At 67.8% G+C, this 13,979-nt stretch carries 13 protein-coding genes; 3 read left to right on the top strand and 10 right to left on the bottom strand.

Annotated features, from left to right (window positions below; genetic code table 11):
- Nucleotides 1–2: 2 nt before the first annotated feature.
- From AC1Z3W_RS05535 to AC1Z3W_RS05515, 5 genes are all read right to left on the bottom strand, one after another.
- Complete coding sequence (locus tag AC1Z3W_RS05535) at nt 3–1,037, bottom strand: lipase secretion chaperone (RefSeq protein ID WP_124832410.1); 1,035 nt, start codon at nt 1,035–1,037, stop codon at nt 3–5.
- A gap of 3 nt (nt 1,038–1,040) precedes the next feature.
- Nucleotides 1,041–2,135, bottom strand: coding sequence for an esterase/lipase family protein (locus tag AC1Z3W_RS05530; RefSeq protein ID WP_175824424.1), 1,095 nt, complete (start codon nt 2,133–2,135; stop codon nt 1,041–1,043).
- 230 nt (nt 2,136–2,365) lie between these two features.
- Nucleotides 2,366–4,498, bottom strand: coding sequence for a TonB-dependent copper receptor (locus AC1Z3W_RS05525; protein WP_483507175.1), 2,133 nt, complete (start codon nt 4,496–4,498; stop codon nt 2,366–2,368).
- Between the two features lie 83 nt (nt 4,499–4,581).
- Nucleotides 4,582–4,950: a DUF2946 domain-containing protein gene (locus tag AC1Z3W_RS05520; protein WP_483507174.1), complete on the bottom strand. Its 369-nt coding sequence runs from the start codon at nt 4,948–4,950 to the stop codon at nt 4,582–4,584.
- A 156-nt stretch (nt 4,951–5,106) separates the two neighbouring features.
- Complete coding sequence (locus AC1Z3W_RS05515; RefSeq protein ID WP_057923965.1) at nt 5,107–5,643, bottom strand: cytochrome b; 537 nt, start codon at nt 5,641–5,643, stop codon at nt 5,107–5,109.
- A 232-nt stretch (nt 5,644–5,875) separates the two neighbouring features.
- On the opposite strand from AC1Z3W_RS05515, the gene AC1Z3W_RS05510 reads away from it, so the two are divergent.
- On the top strand, nt 5,876–6,514 hold the full coding sequence (locus AC1Z3W_RS05510) for a Pr6Pr family membrane protein (protein WP_057924147.1): 639 nt from the start codon (nt 5,876–5,878) through the stop codon (nt 6,512–6,514).
- A 51-nt stretch (nt 6,515–6,565) separates the two neighbouring features.
- On the opposite strand, the gene AC1Z3W_RS05505 is transcribed toward AC1Z3W_RS05510, so the two are convergent.
- Nucleotides 6,566–7,300, bottom strand: a complete 735-nt coding sequence (locus tag AC1Z3W_RS05505) for a peptidoglycan DD-metalloendopeptidase family protein (protein ID WP_483507173.1) — start codon at nt 7,298–7,300, stop codon at nt 6,566–6,568.
- 424 nt (nt 7,301–7,724) lie between these two features.
- Here AC1Z3W_RS05505 and AC1Z3W_RS05500 point away from each other — a divergent pair, with 424 nt between their 5' ends.
- Nucleotides 7,725–8,045, top strand: a complete 321-nt coding sequence (locus tag AC1Z3W_RS05500; RefSeq protein ID WP_124832414.1) for a hypothetical protein — start codon at nt 7,725–7,727, stop codon at nt 8,043–8,045.
- Nucleotides 8,046–8,159: 114 nt separating this feature from the next.
- Here the strand turns inward: AC1Z3W_RS05500 and AC1Z3W_RS05495 are convergent, their stop codons facing one another.
- The 4 genes from AC1Z3W_RS05495 to AC1Z3W_RS05480 all read right to left on the bottom strand — a co-directional run bounded on the left by AC1Z3W_RS05495 (nt 8,160) and on the right by AC1Z3W_RS05480 (nt 11,749).
- Nucleotides 8,160–8,504 carry a DUF4148 domain-containing protein gene (locus AC1Z3W_RS05495; protein ID WP_057923968.1) on the bottom strand — a complete coding sequence of 115 codons (345 nt, stop codon included), beginning with the start codon at nt 8,502–8,504 and terminating at the stop codon, nt 8,160–8,162.
- 200 nt (nt 8,505–8,704) lie between these two features.
- The gene (gene gndA, locus AC1Z3W_RS05490; protein WP_124832415.1) at nt 8,705–10,117 is read right to left on the bottom strand and encodes an NADP-dependent phosphogluconate dehydrogenase; all 1,413 of its coding nucleotides are present in this window, start codon (nt 10,115–10,117) and stop codon (nt 8,705–8,707) included.
- Nucleotides 10,118–10,214: 97 nt separating this feature from the next.
- Nucleotides 10,215–10,856, bottom strand: a complete 642-nt coding sequence (locus tag AC1Z3W_RS05485; RefSeq protein ID WP_175824421.1) for a DUF938 domain-containing protein — start codon at nt 10,854–10,856, stop codon at nt 10,215–10,217.
- The gene (locus AC1Z3W_RS05480) at nt 10,853–11,749 is read right to left on the bottom strand and encodes an NAD-dependent protein deacetylase (RefSeq protein ID WP_124832417.1); all 897 of its coding nucleotides are present in this window, start codon (nt 11,747–11,749) and stop codon (nt 10,853–10,855) included. Before AC1Z3W_RS05480 ends, AC1Z3W_RS05485 begins: the two co-directional genes overlap by 4 nt.
- A gap of 1,200 nt (nt 11,750–12,949) precedes the next feature.
- Between AC1Z3W_RS05480 and AC1Z3W_RS05475 the strand changes: the two genes are divergently transcribed.
- Nucleotides 12,950–13,909 (top strand): LLM class oxidoreductase, encoded by a 960-nt coding sequence (locus AC1Z3W_RS05475; RefSeq protein WP_483507172.1) that lies wholly within the window; start codon nt 12,950–12,952, stop codon nt 13,907–13,909.
- Nucleotides 13,910–13,979: the final 70 nt, after the last annotated feature.

The following is a 13,979-nucleotide window of genomic DNA, read 5'->3' as shown; positions in this document are numbered from 1 at the left end:
CGTCATTGCGCGGCACCCGCGCCGCGATCGAGCGACGCCGCGCGCACCGCTTCGCCGGGCTTCGTGAACATGCGCTGCCGCAGCGCGGCGATCTGCGCATCGCGATCCTGCGGCGACAGCCCCGCCGCGTCGATCTGCGCGCGCTGCGCCGCATAGTCGGCGTAGCGGCTCTGCCACGACGCGTCGTCCTGCTGCATCTGCGCGACGCGCGCTGCGGCTTCGGGGCCCAGTGTCTGGGCCAGTTGCGCGCGCATCGCGTCGGGCATCGCCCTGCTCTTCTGCAACTGCGCGATCTCGTCGATCGCGGCCTGCTGCCGGTCGGCCTTCTCCCGTGCCGCGCGTTCGTCGGCCGGCATCTGCTGCGCGAGCGCCGCGAGCCGCTCCGCCTTCTGCGCATCCGTCAGCGTTCGGTCCTGCGCAATCTTCAGCCTTGCAAGATCGTAGCGCTGCCGCCACTGCTCGGCGCCGAAGAACGGCTGGCTCCAGTCGCCGAGCGTCCGGTACGCGATCGACGCGCGCTGGTCGAGCGCGAGTTGCAGCGCGCCGACGTCGGACTTGTCGACCGCGCCCGCGTTCGGCAGCTTCGCGAGCGCGTCGAGATACGCACGGTATCGATGCCAGACGTCGAGTGCCTCGGGCTGCGCCACCGTGCCGTCGAGCTGCGCGGCGATCTCGTGCACGACGAGCGCATCGAGCGCGGTCGCGCTCAGGTCGCTCTGCGCGGCCAGGCAGTAGTCGAAGAAATCGCGCACCGCGCGCGACTTCGCGAGATGGCTGCCGGTATCGAGCGGCAGCCGCGGTGCGCTGGAACCGGCAAGCGACGACGGTAAACCCGCGCTCGCCGGCAACGCGGCCGGCGGCGGTGCGGCGCTCACGCCGCCGAGCGCCGCAGCGTCGGTCGACGTGGGCGCCGCGTCGGCACCGCGATGCGACGCCGCACCGCTCCAGATCGCGACGCCGGCGATCGCCGCCAGCCCTGCCGCACCGTAGATCGCGACGCGCCGCGCGAGCGGCGCGCGTCCTTCACGTGCCGTCATCGATCACACGCCCGCGAGCTTCAGCCGGTTCGCATGCGTGCGGATCACCGCGACCGGGTCTTCAGCATACGCACCACGCACGCCGAGCAACTGGTTGATCTCGTCGAGATGGTTCCACTTGTAGTTCGTGCTCAGTACCTTCCCGTACAGTGCGCTGCACTTCGACACGAGCCCGTCGTTCTGGCCCGAGCCGCGATTGATCATCACCGTGCCGGTGCCTAGCAACGCGAGCGTCGACAGGTCGAGCGCGTTCGCCGGGTCGATCAGCGGAAGCGTGCTGGTGTCCGCGGCACCGGTGACGCCGAATGCGGAAACAGTCGGCTGGATCGCCGTGCCGGCCCACGAATACAGCAGGTGCGTATTGCCGCCGACGGTCTCCGTCGGCGCGCCCGTCTGGCAACTGCCCGGCGCGCCGAGGCCCGCACTCGGATAGTTCTGGTTGTACGTGGCGGCCTGGGAAGTCGTCAGCGTCTTCAGTGCGGCAAGTGCGTCCTGGTTCGTGTTGTTGTTGCTGCTCGTCAGGATGCCGAACACATGGACGAACGCAGCGATCACGGACGACGACAGGCCGGTCGGGTCGTAGGCGAGCACGCTCTGCACGAAATCGGCGAACTCCGAGCCGCGATGCGGCGTGCCGATCGTCGTCACCGATGCGACGAGATCGGGCGCGACGGCCGCGACATAGCGCGACGTGAGGCCACCCTGGCTGTGACCGACCAGGTTGACCTTGGTCGCACCGGTCGCGGCGAGCACCGTCTTCACGTAAGAGAGCAGCTGTTCGCCGCGTCCGTTCGGGCCGTCGTCGCTCTGGAACCCCGACAGGTTCGCGACGTAGACCGTCGCACCGTGCTGCTGAAGGTCCTCCTGGATGCCGTACCAGTACTCGAGCACGCCGGCGTACTTGTCGGTGCCGGTGAGCCCGTGCACGAGGATGATCGGATAACGCGTCGCCGCGTAGTTGTCCGCCGGCGCGGTTGCCGCCATCGCCGCGTGCGTCGTCGCGAGCGTCATCACCGCGGTCGCCCCCGCGAACGGCGCGACGCTCATCGCGCATGCCACTGCCCCTGCCACCACCCTGGAACGCATCGATCTGGCCATGCATGTTCTCCTGATTATTGTGCTGCCGGTGCGAATGAGATCGGATCGACGCGCACGGTATGGCGCTGACAGCCGCAAGCACCGTGTGCGTCGAATGCGGGAGTGAAGCACGAGTCGCGAACGTTTGCGCCCTGACTAGATACGGTTCTCTAATCGGTTGACGCGCCCCGCCCATTCGAGCGGGGGCCGCGTTCAGGCGCGCGCATGCTGCATCGCACACGCGCCGCGCGTTACAGCTTCGTGCTCACGCGCACCCATGCCGTTCGGCCGGGCTCCATCACCGGCGCGTTCGCCGGATAACCGAAGCCCGCGTTGCCAGCGAGGTTCAGGTGCTCGGCATAGGCCTTGTCCAGCACGTTGTCGACGCCGACCGAGATCTGCACTTTCTTGCCAACGTTGTACTGCGCATGCAGCGACAGCACGCCGAACCCGGCGCTCGGGCCGAAGTCCTTGCCGACCACGTTGCCCTCGTTCAGTGCATAGCGATGCTGCGGCGCAACGACCCGCCACAAGCCGCCGGCCGACCATGCGCCGCGCGTGTATTCGAGTCCGAAGCGCGCCTCGAGCGGCGGCATCTGCGGCAACGGATCGCCGCTCGTCGCGTTGCGCCCCCACGCATAGGCGAGCGACGTCTCGACGCGCAGCGGCGCGACCAGCCGCCACGACACGCCGGCTTCGCCGCCCATGACCTGCGCGTTGACGTTGGTCGCCTGCGTGGTCGGGCCCATCATCCCGGCCGCGTAGTCGAACAGGATGTAGTCCTGCACATAGCCTGCGTAGGCCGACACCCATGCATCGAACCGGTCGCTCCTGTACTGCGCGCCAATGTCGAGCTGCGTGGTCCTCTCCGGCTGCACCGCCGAGAACGCGTTGATCGACCCTGCCGGCCCGCGCTTCGCGGAGAACAGCTCCCAGTAGTCCGGATAGCGTTGCGCATGACCGATCCCCGCGTACCACGTGACCGGCAGCAACGCGAGATCGCGCTCGTAGCGCACGAAGCCGCTCGGCAGCACGCGCGCGCGATCGTCGTCGAAAGTCGGATTCGGCTTGCTCGCCATCATCCCGCTCGTCGTCGCACGCTTGTCGCGGGCACTTGCGTAATCGACCCGCGCGCCGCCGATCACGCGCGACGCATCGCTCGCGTACCACGTCAGTTCGCCGAACGCGCCTGCATTCCACATCGTCGCCTGCGCGTTCCACGGCTGGTCGCCGTAGTTCTGCCGCCCCATCGCCGAGCGCGCGTCGAGCCGGTTCGACTGCGTGTCGACACCGGTGACGAGCTTGAAGTCGTCGCCGAAGCGGAACGTCGCGGCGACCCGCGCGCCGAGCGTGCGGCGCCGCACCTCGGATGCCATCCGCATCGGCATGCGGCCGGTCGGGTCGGGCTGCCGCAACGTATAGTTGTCCATCACGTGATCGGCTTCGTTGTAGTACACGCGCGCCTCGATCCGGTCGAGCACGTCGCCGAGATGCCGCTTGTCGAACGACAGGCCGAACGTCTCGCGGCGAAAATGCGCGCCGTCCATCCCACGCCCGGCGTAGCGCGCATAACCGTCACCGGCGCCCACCGTCAGTTCGACGCGCGTGTGATCGTCGGGCGTCCAGCCGAGCGCCGCGTCGGCGTTCCACTTGTCCCATTGCGACGGCACGGTATTGCCGTTGCCGTCCTTGTAGTCCTGTGCATGCGCGTGGTTCGCGATCACACGGCCATAGACGTCCGGCGTGCCGGCCGTCACGTCGACGTTCTGGTCGTTGCGGCCGTACGACCCGCCGACCACGCTGCCGTCGAAACGCATGCCGGGGCGCTCGAAACGTGGCGTCACGCGCTCGAACAGCACGGTGCCGGCGGATGCGCCGGGGCCGTACAGCACGGTCTGCGGGCCCTTCACGACCGTGACCTTGTCGTAGCTTTCCGGCGCGATATACGAGGTCGGCGCGTCCATCCGGTTCGGGCACGCGCCGAGCGTCGGCATCCCGTTCGCGAGAATGTTCAACCGTGATCCGAACATCCCGCGCAGCACGGGGTCGCCGTTCGTCCCGCCGCTGCGGATCGACGTGAAGCCGGGAATCGTCTTCAGGTAGTCCGCGCCGTCGCTCGCCGGCAGCGGCTGGCGCGGCGTCTTCGGATCCGTGACGACGACGAGCGGCGTCGTCAGCGGCGATGCGACGACTTCGACGGGCGGCAGCAGCGCGGCCGCGTCGTCCGTCGGCGCACCGGCCGCCCGCGCGGATTCGGCCGAGGCAGCCGCCGCGGTCATCGCGCTGACGGCCAGCGCGGGAACGGTGAGTTTCAGCATGCGCGGCACGCGCCGCACACGGGAATGGCGCGACGCCCTCGGCGTGCGCAAAGAGAGAATGGTCATGATCGAAAGCCCGAGTGACGCCCTCCGCGCGGCCTCGATAGACCGCACGGATATCGGCGATGAATGAAACGGAAGACAGCGCGTCAGGCGCGCTCGGGCGGTGCGCGTGGATACGCGCGCGGATAGCGGTCGGCGCGCGCCGCGACGACATGCGGCGCGGCGGCGGAAACGTCATGGACCGGGACTGGGGTGAACGATGCGGCGACCGCGCCGCCGATCGCGGGACTATGCGCGAAAAAGCCGCAATAGCCGCACGCATCGAGATGCAGTGCGAGATCGTGCGCATGGCCGGCATCGGGCGCACGATGCGCGCCATGCTCGGTACTGCAGACAATCGCGTCGGGCGTTGCCGCGTGTGCGATGCGCCACTGCGACACCATCGGCGCCGCGATCGCGAGCCAGATCGCGAACACGCCGAGCCAGGCGGTCAGGTGACGATGTCGGTGCAGCATGCGCGGCGACGCGTAAGCGGAATGTAAAAACAGCCGAGATGGTACAGAATGTTCGCCGCGATGGCCAGTCGCGTATCGCGGTAAACGGACCGGGGGCGCATGGTTGTCAACGCAACCATGCGCCCCCGGCAGCTGCGCGCCTTCAGCGCGCGGCGATCATGGCGCCATGCGTCGCAGCACGTCGTCGCGCCGGACGAAGTGGTGGTAAAGCGCGGCCAGCGCATGCAGGCCGATCACGAAGTAGAACGCGTTGCCGATCAGTTCGTGCGCTTCCTTGATCGTCGGTCGCAGCGCCGTGTCCGGGCCGAACAACGTGAACGACACGCCGATCCAGTCGAGCGACACGGGCTTGCCGCCCATGTTGATCATCATGATACCGAGCAGCGGCTGGGCGATGATGAATACATACAGCGCGAAATGCGCGAGCTTCGACAGCCACTTCAGGATGGTCGCCTGCGGAATGGGCTCCGGCACACGGCTGATCATCCGCCACAACACGCGCAGCACCGAGAGCACCAGCACGAACGTGCCTGCCAGGTAGTGGACGTTCGACCACAACACGCGACTGTCGCTGCCTTTCGGTCCGCGAATCTCGATGGCCAGGTAGGCCAGCGCCACCAGCAGGAAGACGGCCCAGTGGAAGAAGATCGCAGGCGAGCTGTAGCGCGTCTGTTTCGCGAGGATGTTTTTCATGCGGTGCTCATGTTTCTCGTGTGGTATGCGGGGCAGGCACGTGCCGCGGCTGGCCGGTACCCGGCAGCTGCCCCGATTGTAGCTTCACGTGCGGCCGGCATTGCGCGACCGGATCAAATATCCGAAGAATCCGCACAGCCCTGCACCACGGCGCCGTCATATGGAAAATCCGCATCGCGTGCGCCGGCGGCTGTGGCACGATGAAGCTTTGGTGCGACGTTGCGCGGGCATCATGAGCAAAGCGTTCTTCGTTGCGGCCTACCGGCTGATCGCCGCGTTGCTCGCGGTATCCACCACGCTGCACAGCGTCGCCGACTACTGGGGCATGCCGACCTTTCATCTCGGCAACTATCTCAGCTACTTCACGCAATTGAGCAGCCTTTATGCGGCCGCGATGCTGGTCGCGGGGCTGTCGCGCATCACGCGCCCCGGCTCGGCCCGCTACGAATCGATGCGCGGCGCCGCCGTGCTCTACGTACTGATCACCGCGATCGTCTACGAACTGCTGCTCGCACGGCTCGATGCGCTGCGCCACATCACGCCGGCCCTCAACAACTGGGTCCTGCACCGGATCGTGCCGCTCGTGGTGCTGTGCGACTGGCTGTACGTGGAGCCGCGCTCGCCGATCCCGTGGCGCAGCGCGTTCGCGTGGCTGGGCTTTCCGGTCGTCTATCTCGGCTATACGCTCGTACGCGGCGCGGTGGAGAACTGGTATCCCTATCCATTCGTCGATCCGCGGCCGCACGGGTACCTGCCGGTCGCAATCCAGTGTTCGCTGATCGCGCTCGGCGCGGCAGGGCTCGCGCTCGGCATTCGCTGGCTCGGCAATCATGCGAGGCAGTCCGGCACCGCGGCGCTCAAGGAAGGTTGAAGGCGGGAACGTGTGCGCCATCAGGCGCACACGCCGTGACGCGGCGGTGCGTCAGCCGCCGTTGCGCGGCAGGAAGTTCAGCGGATCGACGACCTTGCCGTTCTGACGGACTTCGAACTCGAACGTCGCGCGGCCGCTCGCGTCGGTGCCCATCTCGGCGACCGGCTGGCCCGCACGCACCGCATCGCCTTCGTTGACGAGCAGCTTGCCGTTGTGCCCGTAAGCCGTGATGAGCCCGTTGTCGTGCTTCAGGATCACGAGCGGGCCGTACGCCTTGACGCCGGCCCCGGCGTAGACCACCCGCCCGTTTGCCGCTGCCCGCACCGAATGGTCGGGGCCCGACGCGGCGATCACGATGCCGCGCGTCTTGCCGGCCAAGAACGGCGTCGCGACGATGCCCGTGGCCGGCCATGCGAGCGAGCCGGGTTGCGCGGCCGCGGCGGGCGGCTGCCCGAGCGACGTCGCGGCAGGCGGCGGCGCGACGCGCAGCACCTGGCCGGGCGACACGGCGTCATTGGGTGACATGTGGTTCCAGCTGGCCACGTCCTGCACGCGCTGCCCGTAGGCGGCGGCGATGCCGGCGAGCGTGTCGCCCGGATTCACGCGGTAATAGCCGGCGATCACGCCGGGCGTCGCGGCCGACCTTGGCGTCGACGGGCGCACCGGCTGCCAGCTGTCGGTCCACGGCGTCATCGTACAGCCCGTCAGCGCGGCGGCCGCGACGACGAACGCCGCCTGCGGCAACCAGCGCGCGAGCGCCTCGTGGATCGGAATCGTTTTTCTCAAGGGTCCTCCCGGATTTGCGTCGTCGCGCCGCCCACCGCCCTCCGGCGCGCGACGCACGATGTCCGGCCGGACGGCCGGACCAACCAGTATCCGACCGCTCTCGCGGCCGTCAGTTTCCACAGCGGAACGTCGATGCGAACGGGCTCACCGGCCCCTTTTTCGCACCTTTTTCACGTCGTCCCGGTCGTCAAAGATACCATTTGTCGCGGTCAGGGCCGCGACAGGCGCCCGATCCCGCAACAATCTTGCGGTGCCGCTGACGGGTGCCGGCGGGCCGCAAGCCGCGCCGCGCGGGCGTCCGGCCGACTTCCGGCCGGCCGTACCGATGCAGCCGGCCGTATCGCGCCAACGACCGCCCTGCTGCCAGCCGCCTCCTATACTCGAAGATGCACCGCACGATCCAGCGATAACGAGGAGATAAAAAATGAACAATGCGACCTTTCTGTCCGTGCAGCTCAACGCCGAGGATTTCGCCGGTTCCAGCGGCCTCGTCGAGTTGCTCAACCGGCACCTGCTGTTCGCGACCGACGTCGCCGAAGCCGCGGACGCCCTCGTCCAGCTCGCGAGCATCGCGCACCTGAGCGGCGCCACCCGGCACAGCGTCGAGCTGCCGGTGCTCGCGATCGAACGGCTGCGCGACGCGCTCGACACGCTGAGCGGCTACGACGAGGCGTGGCTGCAGGCGCTGGAGCCGACCGACGCGCTGTTCCGGGACATCGGCCGCGGCCCGCGGCCGCTGCATTGACGCGGCGGAAGCCGCCAATGAAAACAGCCCGTCGTTCCGTGATGCGGAACGACGGGCTGCGTGTACTGCGCGGGGTCGGATCAGGCCGCGTATGCGGCCCGTGATCGAGAACGATTAACGACCCTTGTAGATCGGTGCGCCATCCGACACGCGCTTCACTTGCCAGCCGGTCTTGGCGACTGCCGGGGCACCCGACTCTTGCTGGGCGACCGGTTGCGCGCCGTAGCCGCTCGTGTCGGCAGCGGCGAGGTTTTGTTGCGGGTTCACACGGGCTTCAGCTGCCTGGATGCCTGCCGGGTAGTCGGTACGGTCGCTGCCCAGCTTGTAGCCAGCCTGTTGCAGGGTGGCCAGTTCGGCCTTCACCTGCGCACGGGTGACGGGCGCGTTCTGTTGGGCAAACGACACGGCGGGAACGGCGAGAACGGCAGCTGCAGCGAACGTTGCGATCAGCGATTTCATGATTACCTCCGGGATTTTTTTTGCTCCGCCGCACACACCATGTCTGCAGCGATGGAACAAAGTTTAGTCCCGAGATCACCTAGGGAAAACCATGAAAGAACGAAAACACTGTTTCCGCGGAGCCAACAATTCCGGAATCCGGAAACGAAAAACCCTACTTAAAGAATAGAATTTCGCAACAATGCCGCCTCGCCGGCCGGTTACGACCAGTTCGCGTGGAAGCTGCCCGGCTTGTCGGTACGCTCGAACGTGTGCGCGCCGAAGAAGTCTCGCTGCGCCTGCACGAGGTTCGCCGGCAGACGCTCGGAACGGTAGCTGTCGAAGTATGCGACCGCCGACGCGAACGCCGGCACCGGCACGCCTGCCTTCACCGCGGCCACCACGACGTCGCGCAGCGATGCCTGGTAGTTCGCGGCGATGTCCTTGAAGTACGGGTCGAGCAGCAGGTTTGCGAGCGCTGGATCCTTCGCGTACGCGTCCGTGATCTTCTGCAGGAAACGCGCGCGGATGATGCAGCCCGCGCGGAAGATCTTCGCGATCGTCCCGAGATCGAGACTCCAGCCGTACTCTTCGGACGCCATGCGCAACTGCGCGAAGCCCTGCGCGTACGAGATCACCTTGCTCAGGTACAGCGCGCGGCGCACCGCTTCGATGAACGCGGCACGATCGCCGTCGAACGGCGCGGCGGCCGGGCCCGACAGGATCTTGCTGGCCGCGACGCGCTCGGTCTTCAGCGACGACAGCACGCGTGCGAACACCGACTCGGTGATGAGCGGCAGCGGCACGCCCAGATCCAGCGCGTTCTGGCTCGTCCACTTGCCGGTGCCCTTCTGCGCGGCGCGATCGAGGATCACGTCGACGAGGTGCTTGCCGGTCTCGTCGTCCTTCTTGCCGAAGATCTTCGACGTGATCTCGATCAGGTAGCTGTCGAGCTCGCCCTGATTCCACTCGGTGTATACCGCGCCGAGTTCGTCGTTGGTCAGGCCCGCGACGTCCTTCAGCACCGCATAGCTCTCGGCGATCAGCTGCATGTCGCCGTATTCGATCCCGTTGTGGACCATCTTCACGTAGTGGCCGGCACCGTCGGGGCCCATGTACGCGACGCACGGCTCGCCGTCCGACGGCGCCTTCGCGGCGATCTGCTTGAGGATCGGCTCGACCAGGTCGTACGCGTCACGCTGGCCGCCGGGCATGATCGACGGGCCGCGCAACGCGCCCTCTTCGCCGCCCGACACGCCGGTGCCGATGAAGTGCAGGCCCGATTGCGCGAGTTCCTGGTTGCGGCGGATCGTGTCGGTGAAATGCGTATTGCCGCCGTCGATCAGCACGTCGCCCTTCTCGAGCAGCGGCTTGAGCGATGCGATCGTCGCATCGGTCGCTTCGCCGGCCTTCACCATCATCAGGATCCGGCGCGGCGTTTCGAGCGACGCGACGAACTCCTCGAGCGTATAGGTCGGCACCAGATTGCGGCCGGGGAATTCGGCGATCAGTTCGTCGGTTTTCTCGCGGCTGCGGTTGTACACCGACACCGCGTAACCGCGGCTCTCGATATTGAGTGCGAGATTGCGGCCCATCACCGCGAGCCCGATCACACCGATTGCTTGTTTGCCCATTAGTCAATTCTCCGGAAAAAACAGGGCGCGACCCGAGCCGGGCCGCGCGCACAGGCGAAAGGATAGTGGAAACCCGGCCGCGATGCGCGCGGGCGTGTCATTGCTCCGCGTGCGGCAGGCGCCGGAACACGACGCTCAGGTTGTTGGCCGGCATCTCGACCACTTCGATGCAGTCGAGCCCGCGGTCGAGGCCCAGCGCGACGACCGCTTCGAGATCGCGCACGCCCCATGACGGGTCGCGGCTGCGCAATTGCTGGTCGAAGGCTTCGTTGGACGGCGCCGTGTGCCGGCCTGCGCGGCGGTACGGGCCGTACAGGAACAGCACGCCGCCCGGTCGCAGCACGCGCGACGCGCCGTCGAACAGCGCGTCGGTGCATGCCCACGGCGAGATATGAATCATGTTGATGCAGACGATCGCATCGAGTGCCGCGGCCGGCCACGATGCGTCGCGCACGTCGAACGCCAGCGGCTCGGCCAGGTTCGCGAGGCCGGCATGCGCGACCCACGCGGAAATCGAGCGGCGTGCATGCGCGTCGGGATCGCTCGGCTGCCAGTGCAGGCCCGGCAGCGCCTGCGCGAAATGGACCGCGTGCTGCCCGGTGCCGCTCGCGATCTCGAGCACGCTGCCGCTGGCCGGCAGCACGCGGCGCAGCACGTCGAGGATCGGTCCGCGATTGCGCTCGGCCGCGGGCGCCGACAGCCGCGCGGACGGATCGGGCGAAGGTATCGTGCCGGTCAAGATGCAAGCTCCGTCGTGTTGCCGCGAAGACCCAGCCGTGCGGTGAGCGCATCGAGCGCGGGTGCGCACGGCGCCTCGACCTTCAGCGTCAGCATCGGATCGGCGCGCGTATGGCCGAGATTGAGTGCCGCGACCGGCTTGTGCTGCGCCTGGGCCCACACGCAGAAACGGTAGCCGGAATACACCATCAGCGACGAGCCGACGACCAGCAGCGCATCGGCCGCATCGAGCGCCTGCGACGCCAGCGCGACGCGTTCGCGCGGCACGTTCTCGCCGAAGAACACCACGGCCGGCTTCAGCAGCCCGCCGCAGGCCGGGCAGGCCGGAATGCGGAACGTGTCGAGCGCGGCCCATTCGAGATGCGCGTCGCCGTCGGCGGCCGGCTCCGCCTGCGCGCCCAGCAGTTCGGGGTTATCCGTTTCGAGCACGGCCTGGATCGTCGCGCGTGCGTGATGCGCGCCGCAATCGAGGCACGTGACGCCGTTGATGCCGCCATGCAGTTCGATCACGTCGTCGCTGCCCGCGCGCTGATGCAGGCCGTCGACGTTCTGCGTGACGAGGCGCTCGATCCGGCCGGTGCCGCCGAGCCGCGCAAGCGCGACGTGCGAGCGGTTCGGCTGCGCATGGCCGACCACGGGCCAGCCGATCATGCTGCGCGCCCAGTAGCGTCGGCGCGCCGCGTCGGAGCCGAGGAATTCGTGCAGCTGGATCGGCGGCGAGCGCATCCATTGGCCGTTGCGGTCGCGATAGCCGGGAATGCCGGAATCGGTGCTGATGCCCGCACCGGTCAGCACGAGCAGCCGCGGATGGCGCTCGACGAACGTGTGCAGCGCATCGAGCGCGGCCGGATCGATGCCGGCGGATGAGGAGTCGTGCAAGGCGGTGTCGTTCATGTTGGCGGCGTGTGATCGGGCGCGGTGGCAGTCGTGCGGCCACACGGGCGGCCAGCGCGCCAGCACATGATACAGAACGCCGGGCGATCGGGCCGGCGGTCCGCACGCGATATCGGCGCAGCAAAAAAAGACGCCCATCGACCACATGGCGATGGGCGCTTCAACAATTGATCCATCGGGGTAGTGGATCAACTGACAGCACAATGTCGTCGGATCCGCCGCGGCGCGGCCGGCGGACCTTTCCCCTGGACTACACCTTCGAATTGCGGGTATCGCGCGGATCGCCGCGCCGCCGGCCTGCCCGTCCGGGCCGGCCAAGGTTCGTCCGAGCGCCGCGCTGCACCGCGTGCGGCACGCACACGCATGCGTCGCGTGCGGCGTGCGCGCGCTTCGCGCGTCGGCCTGACGATCCGGAAGTCATGGTTGTCCATCTGCGTGCACCTGCAGTTCATCCCCGACGGCCGACCGACACCGGCCGGCCTCGTGCGTCACGCCTGCACGTCGTCGTTCAGAACGAACCCGCTTTGTTCGGATGGAACGGAAAGCCGCGCACTCATGTCACCGCAATCAGCGGCGAAGCGAATTCACAGGCAGGTCGGCGATTCATATTTGCAACACGATACGTTGCGATTCGGTCTGTTCTCATTCTCTTGTCCCCGTCCTCGATGCGTCCGACCCACTGAAGCGATTGCCTGATTCCTGCTGCGGCGGCGATCGCGCTCACGGCGCATACAGACATGCAAGGAGCGCACCATGCTTCGCAGGGCAAGGCCACACGGGCCGGGAAACGGCCCTGACCCGAATCGCGCGGCGAAGGACCCGCGTGAATGTTTCGAAAGTGAAACGACGGGAAACGGCTCGCGCGATCGACGGCGGCTGGCCGCGACGCCGGTGTTGCACGAATGTGACGCGTGCGGCGGCGGTACGTTGGCGCATGCTCGACGCCGACGATCCGCTTACAATCGCCCGACGCTGGCCGTGCAAGCATGCAGTTCGAACGCACTCGTCGAGCCTGCGCGTGCTGCCCGCGCACCTCGATCGCCGTCTCGTGCCTTGCCCGATGGCGGAGGACGCCGATCATGCCGGCCCGCCGATTTTGCCGTCCATTGCTTGCCGTGCGCCGCAAGCATCGCGCAGACACGTTAGCATCCGGACACGGTACGGCGCCCGCCCGCTTCGCCCCGTCTTCAAGGAATGGACATGACCCTGCCCGCCTCCGACCACGCCGACGTCGCGCATCGCGTCTTCTCGGCCGAGCGACTGTCGATCGGCCTGACGTTGCCGCTGCTGCGCAGCGGCCGCACCGTCGCGGATTTCAACGAGCAGCTCGAGCTCGCGGCGCTGGCCGATTCGCTTGGCTTTCGCGCGCTATGGATTCGCGACGTGCCGCTGAACAGCGCCGACTATCCGGACCCGGTCGGGCATCTCGACCCGTGGGTGCTGCTCGGCGCGCTCGCGTCGCGCACGCGCCGGATCGCGCTCGCGAGCGGCGCGATCGTGCTGCCGCTGCGTCACCCGCTGCATATCGCGAAAGGCGCGCTGTCGGTCGCGACGCTGTCCGGCGGGCGCTTCATCCTCGGCCTCGGCTCCGGCGACCGGCCGCCCGAATATGCGGCGTTCGGTGTCGATGCGCAAACGCGGCGCGACCGGTATCGCCGGCATTGGGAGATCGTCGCGGCCGCGCTCGGCGTGCCGTCCCGCGTGCTGCCCGACGAGACGCCGCCTGACGCGCCGGACTTCACGCTGCTGCCGCGCGGCGATGACGCGGTGCCGATGCTCGCGGTCGGCTCCGGCGGACAAAGCGTCGACTGGATCGCACGGAACGCGATCGGCTGGATGACGTACCATCGCGATCCGGACACGCAGCGTGCGCGTTATTCGATGTGGCGCGCGGCCGTCGACAGGCTCGCACAACCGGCCTTTCGCGGGTTCGGCGTGTCGATGCGGCTCGATCTCGATGCGAATCGCGATGCGCCGGCCACCGCGCTGTCGCTCGGCTATGCGACCGGACGCAACGCGCTGATCGGCATCCTGCGGGACATGCGGGCGGCCGGCACGCACCATGTCACGCTGAATCCCGGCTCGGACCGGCCCGTGCGCGAAGTCATCGAGGAAATCGCCGAACACGTGCTGCCGATCTTTCACGACGAGCAGCGTTGATTCATCATCAGGAATCCGGAATTCCGTGCATGCAACCCAGGCCGCGACATGCACCGGATCGATTCACGGC

Source organism: Burkholderia sp. 10_S31 (assembly GCF_056930375.1).
The sequence above is the reverse complement of the archived record's forward strand: the minus strand, read 5'-3'. Positions and strand labels throughout refer to the sequence as shown.

Bases quoted from the DNA above. Each gene is read 5' to 3' on its own strand.
- AC1Z3W_RS05535 (WP_124832410.1), bottom strand. From the start codon at position 1,037: ATGACGGCACGTGAAGGACGCGCGCCGCTCGCGCGGCGCGTCGCGATC.
- AC1Z3W_RS05530 (WP_175824424.1), bottom strand. From the start codon at position 2,135: ATGGCCAGATCGATGCGTTCCAGGGTGGTGGCAGGGGCAGTGGCATGC.
- AC1Z3W_RS05525 (WP_483507175.1), bottom strand. From the start codon at position 4,498: ATGACCATTCTCTCTTTGCGCACGCCGAGGGCGTCGCGCCATTCCCGT.
- AC1Z3W_RS05520 (WP_483507174.1), bottom strand. From the start codon at position 4,950: ATGCTGCACCGACATCGTCACCTGACCGCCTGGCTCGGCGTGTTCGCG.
- AC1Z3W_RS05515 (WP_057923965.1), bottom strand. From the start codon at position 5,643: ATGAAAAACATCCTCGCGAAACAGACGCGCTACAGCTCGCCTGCGATC.
- AC1Z3W_RS05510 (WP_057924147.1), top strand. From the start codon at position 5,876: ATGAGCAAAGCGTTCTTCGTTGCGGCCTACCGGCTGATCGCCGCGTTG.
- AC1Z3W_RS05500 (WP_124832414.1), top strand. From the start codon at position 7,725: ATGAACAATGCGACCTTTCTGTCCGTGCAGCTCAACGCCGAGGATTTC.
- AC1Z3W_RS05495 (WP_057923968.1), bottom strand. From the start codon at position 8,504: ATGAAATCGCTGATCGCAACGTTCGCTGCAGCTGCCGTTCTCGCCGTT.
- gndA (WP_124832415.1), bottom strand. From the start codon at position 10,117: ATGGGCAAACAAGCAATCGGTGTGATCGGGCTCGCGGTGATGGGCCGC.
- AC1Z3W_RS05480 (WP_124832417.1), bottom strand. From the start codon at position 11,749: ATGAACGACACCGCCTTGCACGACTCCTCATCCGCCGGCATCGATCCG.
- AC1Z3W_RS05475 (WP_483507172.1), top strand. From the start codon at position 12,950: ATGACCCTGCCCGCCTCCGACCACGCCGACGTCGCGCATCGCGTCTTC.